The 21352-nt window shown below is 71.6% G+C and carries 21 protein-coding genes; 11 read left to right on the top strand and 10 right to left on the bottom strand.

Annotated features, from left to right (window positions below; genetic code table 11):
- The 3 genes from dnaK to ACBI99_RS15885 all read right to left on the bottom strand — a co-directional run bounded on the left by dnaK (window position 1) and on the right by ACBI99_RS15885 (window position 6408).
- A complete protein-coding gene (gene dnaK, locus ACBI99_RS15895) occupies window positions 1-1869 on the bottom strand; it encodes a molecular chaperone DnaK (RefSeq protein ID WP_219509586.1) in 1869 nt (622 codons plus the stop codon).
- A gap of 170 nt (window positions 1870-2039) precedes the next feature.
- A complete protein-coding gene (locus ACBI99_RS15890; protein ID WP_375072586.1) occupies window positions 2040-5843 on the bottom strand; it encodes a LamG-like jellyroll fold domain-containing protein in 3804 nt (1267 codons plus the stop codon).
- Between the two features lie 115 nt (window positions 5844-5958).
- Window positions 5959-6408, bottom strand: coding sequence for a hypothetical protein (locus ACBI99_RS15885; protein ID WP_308125976.1), 450 nt, complete (start codon window positions 6406-6408; stop codon window positions 5959-5961).
- A 68-nt stretch (window positions 6409-6476) separates the two neighbouring features.
- On the opposite strand from ACBI99_RS15885, the gene ACBI99_RS15880 reads away from it, so the two are divergent.
- Together ACBI99_RS15880 and proC are read left to right on the top strand one after the other, a co-directional pair.
- On the top strand, window positions 6477-7331 hold the full coding sequence (locus tag ACBI99_RS15880) for a proline dehydrogenase family protein (RefSeq protein ID WP_357584717.1): 855 nt from the start codon (window positions 6477-6479) through the stop codon (window positions 7329-7331).
- Window positions 7332-7350: 19 nt separating this feature from the next.
- Window positions 7351-8145, top strand: coding sequence for a pyrroline-5-carboxylate reductase (gene proC / locus ACBI99_RS15875; protein WP_219509588.1), 795 nt, complete (start codon window positions 7351-7353; stop codon window positions 8143-8145).
- Window positions 8146-8190: 45 nt separating this feature from the next.
- Here the strand turns inward: proC and ACBI99_RS15870 are convergent, their stop codons facing one another.
- From ACBI99_RS15870 to ACBI99_RS15855, 4 genes are all read right to left on the bottom strand, one after another.
- A complete protein-coding gene (locus ACBI99_RS15870) occupies window positions 8191-8934 on the bottom strand; it encodes an ABC transporter permease (RefSeq protein WP_219509589.1) in 744 nt (247 codons plus the stop codon).
- Complete coding sequence (locus tag ACBI99_RS15865) at window positions 8931-9821, bottom strand: ABC transporter ATP-binding protein (RefSeq protein WP_219509590.1); 891 nt, start codon at window positions 9819-9821, stop codon at window positions 8931-8933. The genes ACBI99_RS15870 and ACBI99_RS15865 overlap by 4 nt, the downstream gene beginning before the upstream one ends.
- Before the next feature lie 80 nt (window positions 9822-9901).
- Window positions 9902-10570: a response regulator transcription factor gene (locus ACBI99_RS15860; RefSeq protein ID WP_219509591.1), complete on the bottom strand. Its 669-nt coding sequence runs from the start codon at window positions 10568-10570 to the stop codon at window positions 9902-9904.
- Complete coding sequence (locus ACBI99_RS15855) at window positions 10567-11706, bottom strand: sensor histidine kinase (protein ID WP_219509592.1); 1140 nt, start codon at window positions 11704-11706, stop codon at window positions 10567-10569. The genes ACBI99_RS15860 and ACBI99_RS15855 overlap by 4 nt, the downstream gene beginning before the upstream one ends.
- Before the next feature lie 109 nt (window positions 11707-11815).
- Here ACBI99_RS15855 and ACBI99_RS15850 point away from each other — a divergent pair, with 109 nt between their 5' ends.
- The 9 genes from ACBI99_RS15850 to ACBI99_RS15810 all read left to right on the top strand — a co-directional run bounded on the left by ACBI99_RS15850 (window position 11816) and on the right by ACBI99_RS15810 (window position 19030).
- Complete coding sequence (locus ACBI99_RS15850) at window positions 11816-12979, top strand: acetoin utilization protein AcuC (RefSeq protein WP_219509593.1); 1164 nt, start codon at window positions 11816-11818, stop codon at window positions 12977-12979.
- Between the two features lie 9 nt (window positions 12980-12988).
- Window positions 12989-13771 (top strand): phosphatase, encoded by a 783-nt coding sequence (locus tag ACBI99_RS15845; protein ID WP_219509594.1) that lies wholly within the window; start codon window positions 12989-12991, stop codon window positions 13769-13771.
- A gap of 311 nt (window positions 13772-14082) precedes the next feature.
- Window positions 14083-14286, top strand: a complete 204-nt coding sequence (locus ACBI99_RS15840; protein WP_043629748.1) for a helix-turn-helix domain-containing protein — start codon at window positions 14083-14085, stop codon at window positions 14284-14286.
- Between the two features lie 177 nt (window positions 14287-14463).
- On the top strand, window positions 14464-14562 hold the full coding sequence (locus tag ACBI99_RS15835; RefSeq protein ID WP_018654693.1) for a 30S ribosomal protein bS22: 99 nt from the start codon (window positions 14464-14466) through the stop codon (window positions 14560-14562).
- Window positions 14563-14585: 23 nt separating this feature from the next.
- The gene (locus tag ACBI99_RS15830) at window positions 14586-15641 is read left to right on the top strand and encodes an NAD-dependent epimerase/dehydratase family protein (RefSeq protein ID WP_219509595.1); all 1056 of its coding nucleotides are present in this window, start codon (window positions 14586-14588) and stop codon (window positions 15639-15641) included.
- Entirely contained in the window at window positions 15638-16513 is an 876-nt protein-coding gene (locus ACBI99_RS15825; protein ID WP_375072585.1) for a lysophospholipid acyltransferase family protein, read from the top strand. Before ACBI99_RS15830 ends, ACBI99_RS15825 begins: the two co-directional genes overlap by 4 nt.
- Before the next feature lie 67 nt (window positions 16514-16580).
- On the top strand, window positions 16581-17375 hold the full coding sequence (locus ACBI99_RS15820; protein WP_219509597.1) for an SDR family NAD(P)-dependent oxidoreductase: 795 nt from the start codon (window positions 16581-16583) through the stop codon (window positions 17373-17375).
- Between the two features lie 72 nt (window positions 17376-17447).
- On the top strand, window positions 17448-18032 hold the full coding sequence (locus tag ACBI99_RS15815; RefSeq protein ID WP_219509598.1) for an RNA polymerase sigma factor: 585 nt from the start codon (window positions 17448-17450) through the stop codon (window positions 18030-18032).
- A gap of 2 nt (window positions 18033-18034) precedes the next feature.
- On the top strand, window positions 18035-19030 hold the full coding sequence (locus tag ACBI99_RS15810; protein ID WP_375072584.1) for an LCP family protein: 996 nt from the start codon (window positions 18035-18037) through the stop codon (window positions 19028-19030).
- A gap of 20 nt (window positions 19031-19050) precedes the next feature.
- Here ACBI99_RS15810 and ACBI99_RS15805 read toward each other — a convergent pair whose 3' ends face one another.
- From ACBI99_RS15805 to ACBI99_RS15795, 3 genes are all read right to left on the bottom strand, one after another.
- Window positions 19051-19926, bottom strand: a complete 876-nt coding sequence (locus ACBI99_RS15805) for an HAD family phosphatase (protein ID WP_219509600.1) — start codon at window positions 19924-19926, stop codon at window positions 19051-19053.
- A 10-nt stretch (window positions 19927-19936) separates the two neighbouring features.
- A complete protein-coding gene (locus ACBI99_RS15800; RefSeq protein WP_375072583.1) occupies window positions 19937-20638 on the bottom strand; it encodes a DUF5667 domain-containing protein in 702 nt (233 codons plus the stop codon).
- A 71-nt stretch (window positions 20639-20709) separates the two neighbouring features.
- Window positions 20710-21348 carry a sigma-70 family RNA polymerase sigma factor gene (locus ACBI99_RS15795; RefSeq protein ID WP_219504424.1) on the bottom strand — a complete coding sequence of 213 codons (639 nt, stop codon included), beginning with the start codon at window positions 21346-21348 and terminating at the stop codon, window positions 20710-20712.
- Window positions 21349-21352: the final 4 nt, after the last annotated feature.

The raw sequence follows: 21352 nt of genomic DNA, 5'->3' as shown, positions 1-21352 counted from the left end.
TCACTTGTCCTTCTTCGGCTCGTCGTCCACGATCTCGGCCTCGACGACGTCTTCGTCGGCCTTCTGCTCCTGACCAGGGGCGGAGGCGTCCTGCGGGGCGCCCTCGCCGCCGGCGGCCTGCTGGCCCTGGGCGTAGATCGCCGAACCCATCTTCTGGCTGACCGTGGCGAGCTTCTCGGCCGAGGTGCGGATGACGTCGGTGTCGGTGCCCTCCAGAGCCTTCTTCAGCTCGGCGAGCGCGTCGTTGACCTCGGTCTTGATGTCGCCGGGGACCTTGTCGTCGTTCTCGCGGAGGAACTTCTCCGTCTGGTAGGCCAGGCCGTCGGCGTTGTTGCGGACCTCGGCCTCCTCGCGGCGCTTCTTGTCCTCCTCGGCGTAGGACTCGGCCTCGCGCATCATCCGCTCGATGTCGTCCTTCGGCAGCGCGGAGCCGCCGGTGATCGTCATCGTCTGCTCCTTGCCCGTGCCCAGGTCCTTGGCGGAGACGTTGACGATGCCGTTGGCGTCGATGTCGAAGGTGACCTCGATCTGCGGGATGCCGCGCGGCGCCGGGGCGATGCCGGTCAGCTCGAACGTGGCCAGCTTCTTGTTGTAGGAAGCGATCTCGCGCTCGCCCTGGTAGACCTGGATCTGCACCGACGGCTGGTTGTCCTCGGCCGTGGTGAAGACCTCGGAGCGCTTGGTCGGGATCGTGGTGTTGCGCTCGATGATCTTGGTGAAGATCCCGCCCTTGGTCTCGATGCCCAGCGACAGCGGGGTCACGTCGAGCAGCAGGACGTCCTTGACCTCGCCCTTGAGCACGCCGGCCTGCAGAGCGGCCCCGATGGCGACGACCTCGTCCGGGTTGACGCCCTTGTTGGGCTCCTTGCCGCCGGTCAGCTCCTTGACGAGCTCGGAGACGGCGGGCATGCGGGTCGAGCCGCCGACGAGCACCACGTGGGCGATGTCGGAGACCTTGATGCCGGCGTCCTTGATGACCTGGTTGAACGGGCCCTTGGTCCGCTCGAGCAGGTCGGCCGTCAGCCGCTGGAACTCGCTGCGGGTGAGCTTCTCGTCCAGGTGCAGCGGGCCCTCGGAGGAGGCCGTGATGTAGGGCAGGTTGATGTTGGTCTCGGACTGGCTGGACAGCTCGATCTTGGCCTTCTCGGCCGCCTCGCGCAGACGCTGGAGCGCCATCTTGTCCTTGGCCAGGTCGACGCCGTGGGCGTTCTGGAAGCGCTTGACGAGCTCGTCGACGACGCGCTGGTCCCAGTCGTCACCACCGAGGTGGTTGTCGCCCGAGGTGGCCTTGACCTCGACGAAGCCGTGGCCGTCCTCCTGGCCGACGTCGAGCAGGGACACGTCGAAGGTGCCGCCGCCGAGGTCGAAGACCAGGATCGTCTGGTCCTCCTCCTTGTCGAGCCCGTAGGCCAGGGCGGCCGCGGTCGGCTCGTTGATGATGCGCAGCACGTTGAGGCCCGCGACGGTGCCGGCCTCCTTGGTGGCCTGGCGCTGGGCGTCGTTGAAGTAGGCCGGGACGGTGACCACCGCGTCGGTGATCTTCTCGCCCAGGTAGGCCTCGGCGTCCTGCTTGAGCTTCTGCAGCACGAAGGCGCTGATCTGCTGCGGGGAGAACTTCTTGCCGTCGATCTCCTGGGACCAGTTGGTGCCGATCTCGCGCTTGACCGAGCGGATCGTCCGGTCCACGTTGGTGACGGCCTGCCGCTTGGCGACCTCGCCGACCAGGACCTCGCCGTTCTTCGCGAAGGCGACCACGGACGGCGTGGTCCGCGAGCCCTGCGCGTTGGCGATGACGGTGGGCTCACCGCCCTCGAGGATCGAGACGACGGAGTTGGTCGTCCCAAGGTCGATACCTACCGCACGTGCCATGAGTACGTCCTTGTGGTCAAAGTTGAGTTGGTTGGACTCAACCTACGAATGTGTGCCGTCTTTGTCAAACGACTTGAGCCTACTCGGCTCAACCCCCGGTGCGCGAAAAAGCCCCCGAGTCTCCCGGGAGAGGGGGCGAGGAGGGGACTCCCGGGAGACGGCTCGAGGGCTCAGACGGGCGTGTTCATGTCCGACTGGATCCGGGCGGCGGTCAGGGGCTCGCTGTAGACGCGGACCTCGTCGATCAGGCCGTCGAAGTGCTCGCCCCACAGGCTGTTGCCGCCGATGCGCAGGGCTCCTCCGTCGGCGCGGATCGGCCCTCCGGCGGCCTGCTGGCTCACCTGCGTGCCGTTGACGTACAGCCGCAGCGTGGCGCCGTCGTAGGTGGCGGCCAGGTGGCTCCAGACGCCGAGGGGGAGCGAGGCCGTGCCGCCCGCGCCGACCTCGCCGGTGGTGTGGATGACGGCGTGCGGCCGGTCGGTGTAGCTCCCGGCCGACAGGACGTACGCCAGGTCGCCCGCGTACTCCTTCATGATCACCGTACGCCAGCTCGTCACGGTCGACGGCTTGACCCAGGCTTCCAGCGTCATGCCGGTGGTGAGGCGCAGGCCGGCCGAGTCGGCGACCGTGACCCAGCTCGACGAGCCGTTGAACGACAGCGCCTGGCCGTACCTGCCGGAGGCCGTCCAGGTGGCGTCCTTCAGCGTGCCGGCGTTGCCCAGGCCGGAGGAGTCGGCCGTGGTGGTCCCGGCGCCCTCGTTCATGCCGAGCGCCGCCACCAGGCCCTGGCTGCTGGGCGGCGCGGTGACGGCGGCCGGGTCCTCGGCGGACGGCGTGCTGGTGTTGCCCGCCGCGTCGAAGGCCACCACGCGGTAGTAGTACGTGCCCTCGGCCAGCCCCGGGTCGGTGAACGCGGTGGTCTGCGACGAGCCGACCTGGTTGGCCCCCGACGGGGTGAAGCCGGAGGTGGCGGAACGGTGGACGGTGTAGCCCTCGACGCCCCTGTCGTCCGTGGACGCGGTCCAGGCGAGCTGCGCGTGGCCGGGCCCGCCGGTGGCGGCGAGGGAGCCGGGGGTGCTCGGCGGCGTGGTGTCCGGCTCGGGCGCGGCGCCGATCGGGGTGGTCATGTCGAGCTGGATCTGGGCCGGGGTGAGCGCCCGGTCGTAGATCCTGACCTCGTCGATCAGGCCGTCGAAGAACTCGCCCCACAGGCTGTTGCCGCCGATGCGCAGCACGCCGCCGTCGGTGCGGATCGGGCCGCCCGCGGCGCGCTCGGCGGCCTGCGTGCCGTTGACGTACAGGCGCAGCGTGGCGCCGTCGTAGGTGGCGGCCAGATGGCTCCAGGTGTTCAGCGGGAGCGAGGCCGTGCCGCCCGCGCCGACCTCGCCGGTGGTGTGGATGACGGCGTGCGGGCGGTCGGTGTAGCTCCCGGCCGACAGCGTGTAGGCCAGGTCGGTCCCGTACTGCTTCATGATCACCGTGCGCCAGCTCGTCACCGTCTCCGGCCTGATCCAGGCTTCCAGCGTCATGCCGGTGGTGAGGCGCAGGCTGGCCGAGTCGGCGACCGTGACCCAGCTCGACGAGCCGTCGAAGGCCAGCGCCTTGCCGAACTTGCCGGTCGCCGCCCAGGTCGTGTTCGCCGCCGTGCCGGGGTTGCCGGCCGGGGAGGCGTCGCCGACGGCGGTGCCCGAGCCCTCGTTCATCGCGTACGCGGCCACCAGGCCCGCCGGGGAGTGCGAGGTCTCGAACGTCGCCGTGTAGGTGGCCGCCGACGCCGGGGCGGTGATGTTGTGCGTGGCCGCGCCGCCGTCGGACCAGGCGTCGAACGCCTGGTCGCCCTGCGGCGACGGCGCGGTGACGGAGTTGCTCGACCCGGCGATCACGGTCCGGGTGAACGGCGCGATCGTCTGCTCCTGGTTGAACCCGAGCCGCAGCCCCGGCGGGTCCGTCCTGAAGGTCAGCTCGACGGTCCTGGGCTGGAGCAGGACGCTCGCGGTGTCGGTCAGGCCGTGCCCGTCCTCGACGGTGAGCCGCAGCTCCAGGTGCGACGGATACTCGTGGTCGGGGGCCTGGAAGGAGCCGGACGCGCCGGTGTAGCGGGTGATCTCGTGCTCGTGACAGGCGCCGGGGCAGTGGTGCATGATCAGCGTCCAGGTCATGCGGGAGCCGGGGATCGCGCCGTCCTCGGCGTCGGTCCCGGTGCCCGAGAAGCCGATCGTGTCGCCGACCGCCCAGGTCGTGGTGGCCGCCGGGGTGGTGATGGCGGCCGTGGGCGCGCTGTTGCCGACGTTGATGGTGACGGTGGCGTCGCCCTGCCCGCCCTTGCCGTCGTTCACCCGTAACCTGACCTGGTAGGACCCGTTCTGCGCGTAGGTGCGGGACGGGGTGGCGGAGGTCGAGTCGTCCAGCTCGCCGTCGCCGTCGAGGTCCCACGCGTAGGTGAGCGGGTCGCCGTCGGCGTCGCTGGAGCCCGTGCCGGAGAACGTCACGGCCAGCGGGGCCGCGCCGGAGGTCGGTGTCGCGTCGATCACCGCGGTGGGCGGGGCGTTGTCGTAGATGTAGCGCACGACCGCGCCGCCGTCGTGGTCGACGGCGAACAGGTCGCCGTTCGGCCCGCTCTCCAGCTCGACCGTGCCGATCCCGGTGTCGAACGCGGTCACCGTCGCCGGGTCCGGCAGCCCGTTCGCGCCCTCGGTCATCACCCAGACGCACCTGCGGCTGTAGTCGGAGAAGAACAGCGCGCCGTCGTACGCCTGCGGGTAGGGCCCACCTGGGTAGAAGGCGACGCCGCTGGAGGACGACTGGCCGCCGGGGGCGCACGGGTCGCCCGGGTAGAGGCGCTGGCCGTGGTTCCAGGCGAAGTGCGGCTTGGTGTGGGCCGCCGCGCCCTCGGCGTACAGGTTCTCGCACAGGGTCAGGTTGAGCGCGTCGTAGCCGTCCTCGCGGGGCGCGCCCTCGTAGCAGGGCCAGCCGAAGTTGGCCACGCCGCCCGTGGGGTCGGCCACGCGGTTGATCTCCTCGAAGGAGCCCCAGCCGACCTCGCCCGCCCAGATCTCGCCGGTGCCCGGCCGGTTGGTGATGCGGAACGGGTTGCGCAGGCCGTGGGCGACGATCCTGGCCACGTTCGGGTCGGCGGCGCCGGCGTTCGGGTTGCCGGGGGCGGCGGCGCCGGCGCCGGTGTCGGGGTCGATGCGGATGATGCTGCCGGCCAGCGTGGCCGGGTCGCCGCCGGTGCGCACGTCCTGGGAGCGCAGCGCGCCGCCCTCGGCCGCGGGCGGGGTGGGCGAGGTGCCCACCGCCGTCGGCGGGTCGCCGCACGGGTTGTCCGGTACGACGTCCGAACCCGGCAGGTTGTCCTGCCCGTAGTCGGCGAACTGGAAGCTGGCCCCGTCGCCCGCCGAGGCGTAGAGCATGCCGTCGGGGCCGAACTGCAGGTCGCCGATGGAGTGGCTGGGGTACTGCTGGCACCAGTCGGTGATCAGGGGCGTCTCGGCGCCGGTGGGGGAGATGACCGACAGGCGGCCGGTGATGCGGCAGCCGTCCCCGGTCGGGCCGGGCGGCGAGGGGCACTCGTCGAAGTCGTCGTTCGCCTGCCCCCAGCGCGGCGCGCCGCCCCCGGGCTCGGCGTCGTAGGAGTAGAGCACGTACACGCGGGGGTCCTGCGGGAAGTCCGGGTGCAGGGCCAGGCCGAGCAGGCCGCGGTCCCAGAAGTCGTGCACCTTGGTGCGCAGGTCGGCGTAGACGGTGGGCGTGGTGTCCGTGAGCGAGTCGAAGACCTTGACGTAGCCGCCCTTCTCGGCCACGAACACCCGCCCGTCAGCGGCGAACTCGACGTTGGTGGGGCTGGTCAGCCCGCTGAAGATCGTCTGTTTCTCGAAGCGTTCCGGCAGGGCCTGCGCGGGCGGCGCGGCCAGCCCGATCAGTCCGGTGGTCATGAGGATGACGGGCAGCAGGGCACGAACGAGCCGCTTCACGGGTTCCCCCAGTCACGCACACCATCACCGGGGCGCCCCCGCGCCTTAGGTGCCTTGATCGATGTATCGCAACAAATCGATCAAATGTCACTGGGGTTGTCCGCATGTGGACATGTCAGGATTTGGCGCCGTCCACGATCTTCCGCTTGCCGACCGGGGCCTTGAGCTTGACCGTGGTCGTCTTCTCCACGGCCATCATGATGCAGGACACGCCCTTCGCCTTGGGCGAGGTGCCCTCGTACAGCGTGATCGTGACCCGCTTCCTCGTCTCCTTGACCTTGACGCGGTCCAGGACCGTGCAGGGCTCCACGCCCGACCACCACCTGAGCTGCACCTTGTGGCCCTTGGACACCGCCTTGGCCTTCGTCCAGCGGACCTTGCGCGTGTTGAGCGCGTCGCCGGTCGGCTTGACCGGCTTGGGCTTGGCGTCGGGCGGCGTGGTCGTGGCCACCGAGGCGCTGGTCACGGGCGCGCCGGGCGCCTTGGACAGCGGCCGCTCCTGCGGCGTGGCCGAGCCGCACCCGGTCGCGAGCAGCAGGCATCCGGCCACGAGAGTCGTCGTCACAGTGCGCATACCTCTACGACGGATCAGATCGGCCACCGGTTCAGCGTCGGCGAAGCTAGGGTTGTGGCGTGCTTCGTCAGGCCCTGCTCGCCGCATCCCGGAGCGACCGCGCCGAGCGCGTCGTGTCCGCCTCGCCGCTCACCGGCACCATGGTCAGGCGTTACGTCGCCGACGACGTCGGGGCCGCCGTGACGGAGCTGACCCGCAGGGGCCTGCTCGTCACCGTCGGCAGCCTCGTCGCCGAGGCCGGCGACCGGGCCGAGGCCGAGGGCAATGTCCTGGCGCACCAGCGGCTCGTCGAGAGCCTGCCCGCCGACGCCGACGTGTCGGTCGACCTCACCGCGCTCGGGCTGCGCCTGTCGGAGCAGCTCGCGCTCGACAACGCGGCCACCCTCTGCGAGAGCGCCGCCGAGCGCGGCGTCACGCTCACGCTCGACGCGAGCGGGCCCGGCGCCGCCACCGGCCTGCACTCCATCCACGCCACCCTGCGCAAGGAGCACCCCGCCGTGGGCGTCGTGGTGCGCGCCGGCGAGCCCGGCTCCGCCGAGCGCTGCGCCCGCCTCGACGGCGCCCGCGTCCGGCTCGTCAAGGGCCCCCGCACCGCGCCCGCCGAGGTCGACCGCGCCTTCGCGCGCTGCCTGCGGGTGCTGATGTCCGGCGCCGGCTACCCGATGATCGCCACCCACGACCCCCGGCTGCTGCGCGTCACGGCCGCCCTGGCCGTCCTCGAAGGGCTCGAACCCGCCGGGTTCGAATACCAGATGCTGTACGGGGTCCGCCCCGACGAGCAGCGGCGCCTGGCCGGGCAGGGCGCGCGGGTGCGCGTCCACGTCCCCTACGGCGCCGGCTGGTATCCGTACCTGATGCGTCGCCTCGCCGAGCGGCCCGCCTTCTTCGCGCGCACGCTCCTGTCACGCCGATAGCCGCCGGTAGGCTGCGCACATGATTGCGATTCTCGGCACCGGCAAGATGGGCGAGGCGCTGCTGTCCGGGCTGCTGCGGGCGGGCTTCAAGCCCGGCGACGTGCTGGCCACCGCGCGCCGCGCCGAGCGCGCCCAGGCGCTGCGCGAGACCTACGGGGTCCGCACGGTGTCCAACACCGAGGCCGCCAAGTCCGCCGACACGCTCATCCTCGCGGTCAAGCCGCAGGACATGGCGGCGCTGCTGGCCGAGATCGCCCCCTGCGTGCCCGCCGACCGGCTGGTCATCACCGCCGCCGCCGGCATCACCACGGCCTTCGTCGAGCAGCGCCTCGGCGTCGACGCGCCGGTGGTCCGGGTCATGTCCAACACGCCCATCCGCTTCGACGAGGCGATGAGCGTGATCTCGGCCGGGTCCCACGCCGGCGAGGAGCACCTCAGGCTCACCGAGGACCTGCTCAGGCCGGTCGGCAAGGTGCTGCGCATCCCCGAGTCGCAGCAGGACGCCGCGACCGCGCTGTCGGGCAGCGGGCCCGCCTACTTCTTCTACCTGGTCGAGGCCATGGTCGACGCGGGCATCCTGCTCGGCATGCCGCGCGCCGCCGCGCTCGACATGGTCACCCAGTCGATCGTCGGGGCGGCCGTCATGCTGCGCGACTCGGGCGAGCATCCGGTGATCCTGCGCGAGGCGGTCACCTCGCCGGGCGGCACCACGATCGCCGCCATCGCCGAGCTGGAGCGCCACAGCGTGCGCGCCGCCTTCCTGGCCGCGATCGAGGCGGCCCGCGACCGGGGCCGCGAGCTCGCCGCCGGCTGAGGAGACCGCCTCGACACGGTCGTCCCCAGCCGGCGAGTCATGGGGTCAGGCGTCGCGCCGCCGCATCAGCACGGCCGCCACGACCAGCGTGACCGCGATCCAGGCGAGATAGACGCCGTAGCCGGACCACGGGCCCAGCGGGTTGTCCGGGTTCGGTGCTATCACCTGCAGGCCGGCGTTCGAGGTGAAGTGGTGGTGCACCGTCCTGCCCAGGTCGCCCGGCAGCATGGACGTGACCTGCGGCAGCACCAGGATCAGCGCGATCACCGACACGACCGCGCCCGGCGTGTGCCGGATCAGCGCGCCCAGGGCCAGCCCGAACAGCCCGCTCGCGGTCAGGTAGAGCGAGGTGCCGACCACCACCTGCGCGACGCCCGGGTCTCCGAGCGCCGCCGTCCCGAGGATGAGCGGTCCGCCCACCAGGAACGCCGCCAGGGCGGAGACCGCCGAGACCACCAGCGTCACGACGGTGAACACGACGATCTTGGCCGACAGCACCCGCAGCCGCTGCGGCACGGCCATGAACGTCGTCCTGATGGACCCCGTCCGATACTCGCTCGAGATCACCAGCACCCCGAACGTGGCGAGCGCGAGCTGCGCGAACAGCGTGCCCGACAGGGTGACCCTGGCGGCCTCGATCCCCGTGGGCGGCTCGCCCGCCGAGTTGGCGATCGACACGGTCAGCAGGATGCTGAACCCGATCAGCAGCAGCCCGGCGCAGGCCAGCGTCCACATCGTGGAGCGCACCGAGCGGATCTTGGTCCATTCGGACCGGATGACGTCCATCATGACGAGAACTCCAGGCTGTCCTTGGTCAGCTCCATGTACGCGGCCTCCAGCGAGGGCCGCACGAACGTCAGCTCCTCCAGCGGCAGTCCGGCCCGCGCGGTCGCGGTGCCGATCTCCAGCGGCTCCACCCCGGTCACCCGCAGGTGGTCCGGGTGCAGCTCGGCGCCCTTGATCAGCTCGGCGACCTCGGCCAGCCGCGGCGACCGTACGCGCACGTACCCCTGGGAGCTGCGGCCGATGAACTCCTGCACGCTCGTGTCGGCGATCAGCCGGCCCTTGCCGATCACCACCAGGTGGTCGGCGGTCTGCGCCATCTCGCTCATCAGGTGGCTGGAGACGAACACCGCGCGCCCATCGGCGGCCAGCTTGCGCATCAGCGTGCGGATCCACAGGATGCCGTCCGGGTCCAGGCCGTTGACCGGCTCGTCGAACAGCAGGATCTCCGGGTCGCCGAGCAGCGCGGCGGCGATGCCGAGGCGCTGCGACATGCCGAGCGAGAAGCCGCCGATGCGCCGCTTGGCCACCGTGCTCAGGCCGACCAGCTCCAGCACCTCCTCGACCCGGGCGGCCGGGATCGCGTTGCTCTGCGCGATGGCCAGCAGGTGGTTGCGGGCGCTGCGCCCGCCGTGCACCGCCTTGGCGTCCAGCAGCGCGCCCACCTTGCGCAGCGGGTGCCTGAGCTCCCCGTACGGCTTGCCGTCCACGAGCACGCCGCCGCCGGTGGGGCGGTCGAGTCCGAGGATCATGCGCATGGTGGTCGACTTCCCGGCGCCGTTCGGGCCGAGGAAGCCGGTCACCTGGCCGGGCTCGACGTCGAAGGACAGATCGGTCACGGCCGCGGTCTTCCCGTAATGCTTGCTCAGGTTCGTTGCCCGAATCGCGGTCATATGTTCAGGATGATCGGCGGCGCGGGCCGAATCTTCCTGCTGCGGGACAGTCCTGCGGGCGGGCCGGTAGGAGCGTGGTCCTACTCTCCTGGGTTGATCAGCCCCGCCTCGTAGGCGGCGATCACCGCCTGGGCCCGGTCCCTCACGCCGATCTTGGCGAACACGCTCGTCACGTGGTTCTTCACCGTCGAGGCGGACACGCCCAGCTCGGCCGCGATCTCCGCGTTGGACCTGCCGCGCGCGATCAGCACCAGGATCTGCCGTTCGCGGTCGGTCAGGCCGGTCAGCCCGGCCCGGTGCAGGGGCGCCGTGTGCCGTTGCGGCCGGGGCGCCCGCACGTAGGCGCCGATCAGGCGGGTGAGCAGCCGGGGGGCCACGGCCGCCTCGCCCCGGTGCACGATCCGTACGCCCTCGACCAGTTCCTCGGGGGAGACGTCCTTGGGCAGGAACCCGTCGGCGCCCGCCCGCAGCGCCGCCACCACGTTCTCGTCCAGGTCGAACGTGCTCAGCGCGAGCACCCGCACGCCCGGCACGCCGCCGGTGATCCGCTCGGTGGCGCGCACCCCGTCGAGGCCGGGCATGTGCAGGTCCATCAGCACCACGTCGGGCCTGAGCCGGGTGGCGAGGTCGACCGCCTCGTCACCGTCGGCGGCCTCGCCGACCACCGTCAGGTCGGGCTGGGCGTCGAGCATCAGCCGGAAGCCCTTGCGGACCAGCGCGTGGTCGTCCACCAGCAACACCGAGATCACGTCTTCTCCAGGGGGATGCGCGCGTGCACGCGGAAACCGCCTTCCAGCCGGGGACCGGTCCATAACTGCCCGCCGCAGAGGGCGACGCGCTCGGCCATCCCGCCCAGCCCGAACCCCGCCGCCATCGGGTGCTTGGGGGCGCCGTCGTCGAGCACCTCGACCTCGATGGCACCCGGATCGTAGACCAGGCGGACGCTGGCCCGCGCGCCTTCGGCGTGCTTGCGGGTGTTGGTCAGCGCCTCCTGGACGATCCGGTAGACGGCGTGGTCGACGGTCGTGGGCAGCGGGACGGGCTCGCCGGTCACGACCAGGCTCGCGGGCAGCCCGGCGCTCCTGACCTCCTCGACCAGCGCGGGCAGCCGGGACGCGCCCACCCCGGTCGCGGCGTCGGAGCCGCCGCCGTCGTCGGCCCGCAGCACGTCGAGCAGCTCGCGCATCTCCGACAGCGCCTGGCGGGCGCTCTGCTCGGCCCCGGACAGCGCCTCGCGGGTCACCTCCTGGCCCGGCGCGAGCGTCGCCCGCGCCCCGCCGACCAGCGCGTTGATGACGCTCAGGTGGTGGGAGACCACGTCGTGCAGCTCGCGGGCGATCCGCCGCCGCTCGGCCCGCACCGCGCTCTCGGCGGCCTCCCGCTTGCCGCGCTCGCGCAGCTCGGCCCGTACGCGGTTGAACTGGCCCAGAACGACGGGGATGGCGATGAGGGTCAGGCCGGTCAGCCACGCGCCCTGAGGCTGCGGGCCGGGCTGGAAGCGGGTGGCGAGCTCGTTCGCGGTCGCGTAGAGGAGGGAGATCAGCCCGGCGGCGATCCAGACCGTGCGGCCGGAGGTGTAGCGGCCCAGGCTGTAGGCGGCGATCATGGTGACCGGGCTGCCGGGGGAGACGATGTCGGCGGAGACGGCGACGACGTCGAGCGCCGTGATCAGCGCCGCCGTCAGCACCGGCCGGTTGCGCCGCATCAGCAGCGGCGGCACGGTCAGCAGGTAGTGCAGGCTGAAGGTCATCGGCTGGCCCTGGGACAGGACGGCCAGCCCGCCGATGATCCCCGGCAGGAGGAGCGCGATCACGAGCGTGATGTCGAAGACCCGCGGACGCCGGAAGAACCGCCATGCGGCCTTGACGCGTCGCACGATGCGCATGGGATCGAGATTACGTCACGAAACTCCCGTGCGACCGGGCGATCCGGCTGGACCGGTGCCGTTGACGCTGCGGTAACGTCACCTCAAGGCGCGGGAAACGGGAGCATGCATGAGCCAGTCGGCACGGGTCATCTGGGACGACGCCCTCACCTCCTACGACTTCGGCCCCGGCCATCCGCTGGCTCCCGTCCGGGTGGCGCTCACGATGGAGCTGGCCAGGGCGCTCGGGGTGCTCGACAAGGTGGACCTGGCAGGCTGCGACCCGGCCACGGACGCCGAGCTGGCGATGGTGCACGACCCCGGTTACGTCGAGGCGGTCAAGCGCGTCTCCGCGACCGGGGCCCCCGACCTGTCGGTGGGGCTCGGCAGCAGCGACAACCCGGCGTTCGCGGGCGTGCACGAGGCGTCCGCGCTGATCGCGGGCGCGTCGCTGGCCGCCGCCCGGGCCGTCTGGGAGGGCGAGGCGGAGCACGCGGTCAACGTCGCGGGCGGGCTGCACCACGCGATGGCGGCCTCGGCCAGCGGCTTCTGCGTCTACAACGACCCGGCGCTGGCCATCGCCTGGCTGCTGCGCCAGGGCGCCAGGCGGGTCGCGTACGTGGACGTCGACGTGCACCACGGTGACGGGGTGCAGGCGGCCTTCTACGACGACCCGCGGGTGCTGACGATCAGCCTGCACGAGAGCCCGCTGACGCTGTTCCCCGGCACCGGCAGGCCGGGGGAGACCGGCGCCGAGGGCACCGCGGTCAACGTGGCGCTGCCCGCCGGGTGCGGCGACTCCGGCTGGCTGCGGGCCTTCCACGCGGTGGTGCCGCCGCTGCTGCGCGAGTTCGCGCCGGAGGTCCTGGTGACCCAGCACGGCTGCGACAGCCACGCGCTCGACCCGCTCGCCCACCTGATGCTCAGCCTCGACGGCCAGCGGACCGCCTACGCGGCCCTGCACCGGCTGGCGCACGAGACCGCCGGCGGGCGCTGGATCGCCACCGGCGGGGGCGGCTACGAGCTGGTCCAGGTGGTGCCGCGGGCGTGGACCCACCTGATCGCGGAGCTGTCGGGCCACCCGCTCGCCCCCTCCACCCCGACGGGCGAGGCCTGGCAACGGCTGGTACGGGAACGTACTGGCGAGACGGCCCCGCTCACCATGACAGACGGCCGAGACCCGGAATTTCAGGACATCTCACATGGTTATGACCCAGCGGACCCCATCGACCGTGCGGTCATGGCGACCCGGCACGCGGTGTTCCCCCTGCACGGCCTCGACCCGATGCCCTAAGGACACGCAGTGCTGACCCGCGACGAACTCCGCGAGCACCTGATCATGAGCCGCATCGCCGGCGACGTCGCGACCCCGCGCGAGAACAACCTGGATCACTACAGCTCGCTGGCCAACCGTGATCCCTACTACATGCTGGGGCTGACGTTCGACCAGCCGTGGACCTACCGCGACGTGCTGGCCCTGATGGCCAAGGCCGCGGGCGTGGTCGCCGACCCGGGCCACCGCTGGGGACAGGACACCATCGACCCCGAGCGGACCATCGACGCGCTCGACGCCATGGCCGACCGCATCGCCGCGGCGCTGTCGCAGGAGAGCCCGCGCGTGCTGTTCGCCACCGGGCACCCGACCGGCCTGCTCGCCGTCCACCTGCCGCTGGCCAGGCTCGCCGCCGAACGCGGGGCCGTGCTGCTGTCGCCCGCCGAGGGCTGGACCTACTCCGGCTCCGGGTTCGGGCGACCGCGCCGCATCCGCTATCTCGGCGACGTGGCGATGCTCGACGACAAGGGCGCGTTCGTCCACACCCACGACGCCGCGCCGATGGAGCACATGCTGGCCGAGCTGGGCGACGACCGGCCCGACCTGGTTATCGCCGACCACGGGTGGGCAGGGGCAGCGGGAGAGGCGGGAGTGCCCACTGTGGCTTTCGCCGACAGCAACGATCCCGGGCTCTTCGTCGGAGAGGCCGAGGGCAAGATCGATGTGGTGGTGCCGCTTGATGACAATGTGCTACCGCGCTACTACGCGCCGTTGACCGAACGACTCGTCACTCGAGTCTCACGAGCCCTATGAGTTGAAATCGGTCATCCCCATACCGTCTTTTCGCGCCTGCATTCCCAGAGGCTCGCCGTCCCTTTGCCAACTTTTGATGGAGCCCGGGCGACTCTTATAGGTGACAAATTGGACAGTTCCAACGTCCGATTGAGTGCTCGGTGCGATGTCTGGCCAGCGGCTTTGCGGGTTCGGCTGACAGGCGGCTGCGGAGACTGAGAAACTAGGGGGTTTGCGCGCTCGGAGTCCCGACTTACGCTGACGGCAGTACACGTGCGTGAGCAATGGCACCAGTGGGGATAACCCGGAAACACGTGCGGAAGAGGCGTCCGATGGCTGCAGGCGAAAGACCTCTCAGCGAGGTGAAGTTCCTGACGGTGGCCGAGGTGGCCACGGTCATGCGAGTGTCGAAGATGACCGTCTACCGGCTGGTGCACTCTGGCGAGTTGCCGGCCATCCGGGTCGGCCGCTCGTTCAGAGTGCCCGAGCAGGCGGTGCACGATTATCTTCGCGAAGCCTACATCGAAGCAGGGTGAGACAGGCGTAGCGGCGCGCCGGGCGCGCCGTGAATACGGTCGCGGGAGAGGCCCGGTCGCCGATTGCGGTGCCGGGCCCTCACCCCGAGGGGCGATCCACCGCCGATCGCCGGTAGTCTGTCACCCGGTGTGCGCTCGCACATCGATTCAGACTTGCTATCAGTACCTGGGGGTCCCGTGGGCTCTGTGATCAAGAAGCGCCGCAAGCGGATGGCCAAGAAGAAGCACCGCAAGCTGCTCAAGAAGACGCGCATCCAGCGGCGTAACAAGAAGTAAGACGACGCAGCTGCGAGGCGCTGATGACCCACACCGTGCTCGTCACCGGGGTCTCGCGCCACATCGGCGCCCGGGTGGCGAGTGTTCTCGCGGCCGACCCGGACATCAGCCGCGTCATCGGAGTGGACGCTGTGTCCGACGCAGGACCCGATTCTGTGTCCGACGCAGGGTCCGATGTTGCGTCCGATGGGCTGTCGCCTCCCCCGGGCAACCGGGACGACGGCACAGCCGGCCGGATCGAGTACGTACGGGTCGATCTGCGCAGCCCTGACATCGCTCAGGTGATCGCGGCCGCCGACATCGACACCGTCGTGCACATGAGCCTGGTGAGCGCTCCCTCGCGGAGCACCGGCCGGGCGGCCATGAAAGAGCACAACGTCATCGGCACCATGCAGTTGCTCGGCGCCTGCCAGCGGTCGGCGACGGTGCGCCGCGTGGTCGTCCGTTCCACCACCGCCGTCTACGGTTCCTCGCCCAGGGACCCGGCGGTCTTCACCGAGGACCTGGAGCCGCACGACGGCCCCAGCCACGGTTACGCCAAGGACGCGGTGGAGGTCGAGGGCTACGTGCGCGGTTTCGCGCGCCGCCGGCCCGACGTCACCGTGTCGCTGCTGCGTTTCGCCAACTTTCTCGGGCCGGGCGTCGATTCGCCGCTCACCCGTTACTTCACCCAGCCGGTGCTGCCGACCGTGTTCGGCTTCGACCCGAGGCTGCAGTTCGTCCACGAGGACGACGCGGTCGAGGTGCTGCGCCGGATGGCGACCGAGGATCACCCCGGCACGTACAACGTGGCCGGGGCGGGCGTGCTGCTGCTGTCGCAGTGCGTGCGCCGGGCCGGGCGGCTGTCGCTGCCCCTGCCCTCGCCCGCCTTCCGGCTCCTCGGCACCGCCGTGCGCCGCGCCGGGCTGGTCGACTACTCGCCCGAGCAGCTGCGGCTGATGAGCCACGGCCGGGCCGTCGACACCGCCGACCTGGAGGCCGAGCTGGGCTGGAAGCCCAAGTTCAGCACCGGGGCGGCGTTCGACGACTTCCTGCGCTCGCGCGAGCTGCGCCCGCTCGTGGGAGGTGCGCACCTGTGACGGCCGACCCCGTAGCGGACGGCACAGCCGACCCCGCAGCCGACCGGACGGCCGAGCTGCTGGCGTTCCTGCGCAGGCGGCTCACCGGCGACTACGAGGTCGACGAGTTCGGCTACGACGCCGAGCTGACCGACAAGGTGCTGCTGGAGCTGCTGCGGCCGCTCTACCGGCACTGGTTCCGGGTCGAGACCGCCGAGCTCAAGCACATCCCCGACGAGGGCGGCGCGCTCGTCGTCGCCAACCACGCCGGCACGCTGCCCGTCGACGCGCTCATGATGCAGGTGGCGCTGCACGACGAGGCGGGCCGGGCGCTGCGCCTGCTCGGGGCCGACCTGGTCTACCAGCTCCCGGTGCTCGGCCACCTGTCACGCAAGACCGGCCACACGCTGGCCTGCCCCGAGGACGCCGACCGGCTGCTGCGGAAGGGCGAGCTGGTCGGAGTGTTCCCCGAGGGCTTCAAGGGCGTCGGCAAGCCGTTCTCCGAGCGCTACAAGCTGCAGCGGTTCGGCCGCGGCGGCTTCGTCGCCTCGGCCATCCGCGCCGGGGTGCCGATCGTGCCGACCGCGATCGTGGGCTCGGAGGAGATCTACCCGAAGATCGGCGACCTGCCCTCGCTGGCCCGGCTGCTCGGGCTGCCCTACTTGCCGATCACGCCGTTCTTCCCGCTGCTCGGGCCGCTCGGGCTGGTGCCGCTGCCGTCGAAGTGGATGATCGAGTTCGGCGAGCCGATCCGGACCGACGAGTACGAGCCGGGCGCGGCCGACGACCCGATGCTCGTCTTCAACCTGACCGACCACGTCCGCGAGGTCATCCAGCAGCTGCTCGACCAGCTCAGGCTGCGTCGCGGCCACGCTTTCCCGCCGTTCCTCTAGAAAGTGCAACCGCTCCGGTCCGGCCGGTGTTCTTACGACCGATAGAGAACACCGAAAGGGACATGTCATGGATCTGCAGCTTTCCGGCCGCGTCGCGGTCGTCACCGGCGCCTCCAAGGGGATCGGCCTGGCCGTCACCCGCACCCTGGCCGAGGAGGGCGTCCACGTCGTGGCCGTCTCCCGCACCCGCGGCGACGACCTGCCCGAGCAGGCGCTGCACGTGCCCGTGGACCTGATGGACCCGGCGGCCCCCGCCGAGATCGTCGCCCGGGCCGTGGAGGCGTTCGGCGGCGTGGACATCCTGGTCAACAACGCGGGCGGGCCGCCCCCCGGCGTGACGCTGCCGCGCGTCGGCTTCCTGACGCCGGACGACGGCGACTGGCAGGCGATGTTCGAGTTCAACCTGTTCGCCGTGGTCCGCCTGATCCGCGCCACGCTGCCCGTCATGCTGGAGCGCGGTGGCGGCGCCATCGTCAACGTCTCCTCCGGCTCGGCCCGGCAGCCCGGCGCGATGAACGTCGACTACGGCGCCGCCAAGTCCGCCATGAACCACATCAGCAAGGCCCTGTCCGAGGAGTACGGCCCGCGCGGCATCCGGGTCAACACCGTCTCGCCCGGCCCGGTGCTGACCGACTGGTGGACCAAGGACGGCGGAGCCGCCGACGTCATCGCCGGGTTCGTCGGCGCCGACAAGGGCAGCGTGATCACCAAGGCGGCTCCCGAGATGATGCGCCTGGTCACCGGCCGCCTGGTGCACCCGCAGGAGATCGCCGACGCGGTGGCGCTGCTCGCCTCGCCGCGGTCGGCCAGCACCACGGGCGCCGACTTCGCCGTGGACGGCGGCTTCCTCAAGGAGCTGTAGGCCGCCCGCGTGAACCCCGGCGGCGGGTTGTGGCGAGATATCTTCGACCGATTCCCGCGCAGAAGGGCGGAGATGATCACACAACCCGCCGTCGCCAGGGGTGCGGACGCCGAACTGATCAACGCTTCGCTGACCGAACCCGAAGCGTTCGCCAACCTGTTCGACCGCTACTCCGCCATGCTCTACCGGTACGCCTCCCGGCGTCTGGGCCCCGAGCCCGCCGAGGACGTCGTCGGGGAGACGTTCCTGGTGGCCTTCTCCCGCCGCACCAGCTACGACCTGAGCTGCCCCGACGCCAGGCCGTGGCTGTTCGGCATCCTCACCAAGCTCATCTCCCGGCACCGCCGCACCGAGGCCGCCCGCTACCGCGCGCTGATGCGCGTCGCCGCCGACCGGGACGTGGAGTCGCCCGCCGACCGGGTGGCCGCCGGCGTGAGCGCGCAGGCGGCCGGTCCCGGCCTCGCCAGCGCGCTGGCCGCGCTGCCCGCCAAGGACCGCGACGTCCTGCTGCTCATCGCCTGGGGCGATCTCACGTACGAGGAGGCCGCGCGGGCGCTCGGCATCCCGATCGGGACCGTGCGCTCCCGCCTCAACCGGGGCAGGCGGAAGGTACGCGCGGCGCTCGGCGACACCAATCCGCTGCTGGGGGAGGAGTGACGATGGACGATCTGAAGCTGCTGCGTGACTTCGGCCGGCAACTGGAGCACGAGCCGCCTCCCACGCTGGTCCGCCAGCGTGACCGCCTGCTGCGGTCGGGGACCCGCGGGCCGGGGCGGCGCAGGCTCGGCTGGATGACGGCCGGGCTGGTCGCGGTCGCCACCGCGCTGGCCGTGGCCGTGCCCGCGCTGCTGGTCGGCGGCCACAACACGGCGGGCGTCGCCACGGGGCCGCTCGGGGCGAAGGCGACCGGCGCGCTCAACGTGCTGCTGGTCGGCACCGACAGCCAGGCGGGCACCGAGCGCTTCCGCAACGGCGCGCGTACCGACGCGATGATGCTCGTCCACCTGACCGCCGACCGCGAGAAGGTCACGGTCCTCAGCATCCCCCGCGACTCGCTGGTGAAGATCCCGTCGTGCGGCGGCAAGCCGGCGCGGGAGGGAATGATCAACTCCGCCTACGACACCGGCGGGATGGCGTGCGCGGTCAAGACCGTCGAGTCGCTGACCGAGGTGCGGGTCGACCACACGGTCGAGGTGGACTTCTCCGGGTTCGCCGCCCTGGTGGACGCGCTCGGCGGCGTCGAGGTCAAGCTGCCGCAGGCGGTGGACGACCGGGCCGCCAAGCTGCGCCTGCCCGCGGGCCGGCAAGAGCTCGACGGTGAGCAGGCCGTCGGCTACATGCGGCTGCGTCACGTCGGCGACGGCTCCGACATCGCCCGCATCAAGCGCCAGCACGCGGTGGTGATGGCCATGCTGAAGAAGGCGAAGAGCGAGCTGGCCGACCCGGACCGGCTGCGGGAGTTCGTGACGGCGGCGTCACGGGCGGTCAGGACGGACGCGGGGCTGAACGTGGACACGCTGATCGAGCTGGCCGGCGCGGTGCGGGGGAGCAAGGTCAGCCTCGTGACGGTCCCTTGGCGCCCCCACCCGGAGGACCCGAATCGGGTGGCCTGGCAGCAGCCGGACGCCGACCGGCTCTTCGCCCGCTTCCGCTGACGGACCGGCGAGCGCGGGGGTCAGCGGGAGGAGCGGTAGTGGCGGCGCAGGGCCAGGCCGGCGGCCACTCCTCCCGCCACGGCGCCGACCCCGGCGGCGATCGGCAGCGCCGTCATCGTGGCCTTGCGGCCGGTGCGGAAGTCCTTGATCGGCCAGTCGTGCTTCCTGGCGTGCTCGCGCAGCTCGCTGTCGGGGTTGATGGCCACCGCCTGCCCGACCAGCGACAGCATGGGCAGGTCGTTGGAGGAGTCGCTGTAGGCGGTGCACCGGGTCAGGTCGAGGCCCTCGCGGCGGGCCAGCGCGCGCACCGCCTCGGCCTTGGCCGGGCCGTGCAGCAGGTCGCCGACCAGGCGGCCGGTGTAGATGCCCTCGCTGGTCTCCGCCACCGTGCCGAGCGCGCCGGTCAGGCCCAGCCGCTGGGCGATCACCCGGGCCAGCTCGACCGGCGTGGCCGTCACCAGCCACACGCGCTGCCCCTGGTCGAGGTGGCTCTGCGCGAGCGCCCTGGTGCCGCCCCAGATGCGGTCGGCCATGACCTCGTCGTAGATCTCCTCGCCCAGCCTGACGACGTCGTCGACCTTGGCCCCGGCGACGAACGCCAGCGCCGTCTCGCGGGCCACCGCGATGTGCTCGGGGTTCTCGTTGCCGCGCATGCGGAAGACGGCCTGCCCGACGGCGAACTTGAACAGGTCGGAGGTGTTGAACATGCCCCGCGTCGCCAGCCCCCTGGCGAAGTGGTAGATCGACGCCCCGCGCATCATCGTGTTGTCGACGTCGAAGAAGGCCGCGGCCTGGAGGTCGGGCTCGGCGGGAGGCGCCACGACGGCGGCCGCCGCGGCGGCCTCACCGGCGATCTCCGCCTCGACCTCGTGTCGTCGTCGGATTAGGCGCCACATGGGCCTCAGCTTACCTAGGCGGGACGAGCCCCTCGATGTAGTCCAGGTAGCCGACCGCCTGGTCCTGCTGCGGGCCGTCGAGGCGTTCGAGCATCGGCCCGACCATGTTGCGCTGGTCCTCGGCGAACTTGTCGATCTTGGGGGAGCGCGGCTCGGCGCGGCGGAGCCTGCTGATGCCGGCCCGGGTCGCGCGCTCCATGTCCTTGAGCGTCCTGCTGACGAGCGGGCCGGCCTCCGACGAGCCGAGGAGCTGGGCGACCTCCTCGGCGCGCGTCTTGGCCGACACCAGCTCGCGCTCGCCCCGTACGACGTCGTCGGTGCTGAGGCGGACCAGCGTGCTCTCGGCGGCGCGCTTGAGCGGGTAGAGGGCGTCGCCGGGCACCGAGTCGTACGTGACGACCGCGGTCAGCATCATTGCGGTCACCAGCCCGAACGAGACCAGCGCGGAGGCGGGCGAGCGCCGCCGAGGGCGCGGCCTGCGGCGGGAGTGACGCCCGCCGGCCCGGCTCGCCGAGCGCGGCCGGGACGCGACCCCGGCGGCCCCGGCGGTGGCTGCCGTGGTGGCCGCCGGGGTGGTCGCGGCGCGGGCGGCGGCGAGCTCGTCGCGCAGGCGGGAGCGGAAGGCCGGGTCCGGGCCGCCGCCCAGCGGGGTCCTGCTGAGCTCGGCGAGATGCTCCAGCACCCGCTCCTGCGATCTGCGCGCCCTACTCATGGCGGCCCCCTGATGCCCCCGCGGCTCGGTCCTGTGGTGATACCTGCCTAACGACGTTCCGTGGCGAAAGGTTACGCAAGGTCGTGTTTGAGCGCCCTGGCCAGCGCCCTGACGGCACGGAACTGCAGCGCTTTGATCGCTCCACTCTTCTTCCCCATGATCAGCGCGGTTTCCGCGAGCGACAGGCCGTGCAGGAATCGCAGGACGACGCACTCCTGCTGTTCGGGGTTGAGATCCCGGACGGCGCGCAGCACCCGGTCGTTGATGATGGCGGTGACCACGGCGTTCTCGGGGATGTGCGAGCCGTCCAGGGGGACGTCGAGCACCTCGCCGGTCGGGACCTCCAGGCGGTAGCGTCCGGACTTGAAGTGGTCGGTCACCAGGTTTCTGGCGATGGTCACCAGCCAGGCGCCGAAGTCGCGGCCCTGCCAGGTGAAGTCGGCGATGCGCCGCAGCGCCCGCAGGAAGGTCTCGCTGGTCAGGTCCTCGGCGAGCGGGTGGGAGCCGACCCGGAAGTAGATGTAGCGGTAGACGAGGTCCACGTAGCGGTCGTAGAGCGTGCCAAAGGCGTCCGAGTCGCCGGTCTTGGCGTGCAGGACGAGGGTGCGCAGGTCGTCGGGGAGGTCTTCGCGCACGGCAGGCTCGGTCGCCGGAGCGGGGCCAGCGACTGCTGGCGCGAGCAGCCCGGCGAACGGCCACGAGTCAGGCATCCGT

The sequence above is a fragment of the Nonomuraea sp. ATR24 genome (assembly GCF_041950485.1).
Classification (GTDB): Bacteria; Actinomycetota; Actinomycetes; order Streptosporangiales; family Streptosporangiaceae; genus Nonomuraea; species Nonomuraea ceibae.
This window is presented reverse-complemented; position numbering and strand designations above follow the sequence as displayed.

Excerpts from the sequence above, each read along its gene's own strand:
- proC (WP_219509588.1), top strand. The coding sequence starts at position 7,351 with ATGATTGCGATTCTCGGCACCGGCAAGATGGGCGAGGCGCTGCTGTCC.
- ACBI99_RS15805 (WP_219509600.1), bottom strand. The coding sequence starts at position 19,926 with ATGTGGCGCCTAATCCGACGACGACACGAGGTCGAGGCGGAGATCGCC.
- ACBI99_RS15810 (WP_375072584.1), top strand. The coding sequence starts at position 18,035 with ATGGACGATCTGAAGCTGCTGCGTGACTTCGGCCGGCAACTGGAGCAC.
- ACBI99_RS15795 (WP_219504424.1), bottom strand. The coding sequence starts at position 21,348 with ATGCCTGACTCGTGGCCGTTCGCCGGGCTGCTCGCGCCAGCAGTCGCT.
- ACBI99_RS15855 (WP_219509592.1), bottom strand. The coding sequence starts at position 11,706 with ATGCGCATCGTGCGACGCGTCAAGGCCGCATGGCGGTTCTTCCGGCGT.
- ACBI99_RS15820 (WP_219509597.1), top strand. The coding sequence starts at position 16,581 with ATGGATCTGCAGCTTTCCGGCCGCGTCGCGGTCGTCACCGGCGCCTCC.
- dnaK (WP_219509586.1), bottom strand. The coding sequence starts at position 1,869 with ATGGCACGTGCGGTAGGTATCGACCTTGGGACGACCAACTCCGTCGTC.
- ACBI99_RS15850 (WP_219509593.1), top strand. The coding sequence starts at position 11,816 with ATGAGCCAGTCGGCACGGGTCATCTGGGACGACGCCCTCACCTCCTAC.
- ACBI99_RS15815 (WP_219509598.1), top strand. The coding sequence starts at position 17,448 with ATGATCACACAACCCGCCGTCGCCAGGGGTGCGGACGCCGAACTGATC.
- ACBI99_RS15800 (WP_375072583.1), bottom strand. The coding sequence starts at position 20,638 with ATGAGTAGGGCGCGCAGATCGCAGGAGCGGGTGCTGGAGCATCTCGCC.
- ACBI99_RS15830 (WP_219509595.1), top strand. The coding sequence starts at position 14,586 with ATGACCCACACCGTGCTCGTCACCGGGGTCTCGCGCCACATCGGCGCC.
- ACBI99_RS15865 (WP_219509590.1), bottom strand. The coding sequence starts at position 9,821 with ATGACCGCGATTCGGGCAACGAACCTGAGCAAGCATTACGGGAAGACC.
- ACBI99_RS15840 (WP_043629748.1), top strand. The coding sequence starts at position 14,083 with ATGGCTGCAGGCGAAAGACCTCTCAGCGAGGTGAAGTTCCTGACGGTG.
- ACBI99_RS15870 (WP_219509589.1), bottom strand. The coding sequence starts at position 8,934 with ATGATGGACGTCATCCGGTCCGAATGGACCAAGATCCGCTCGGTGCGC.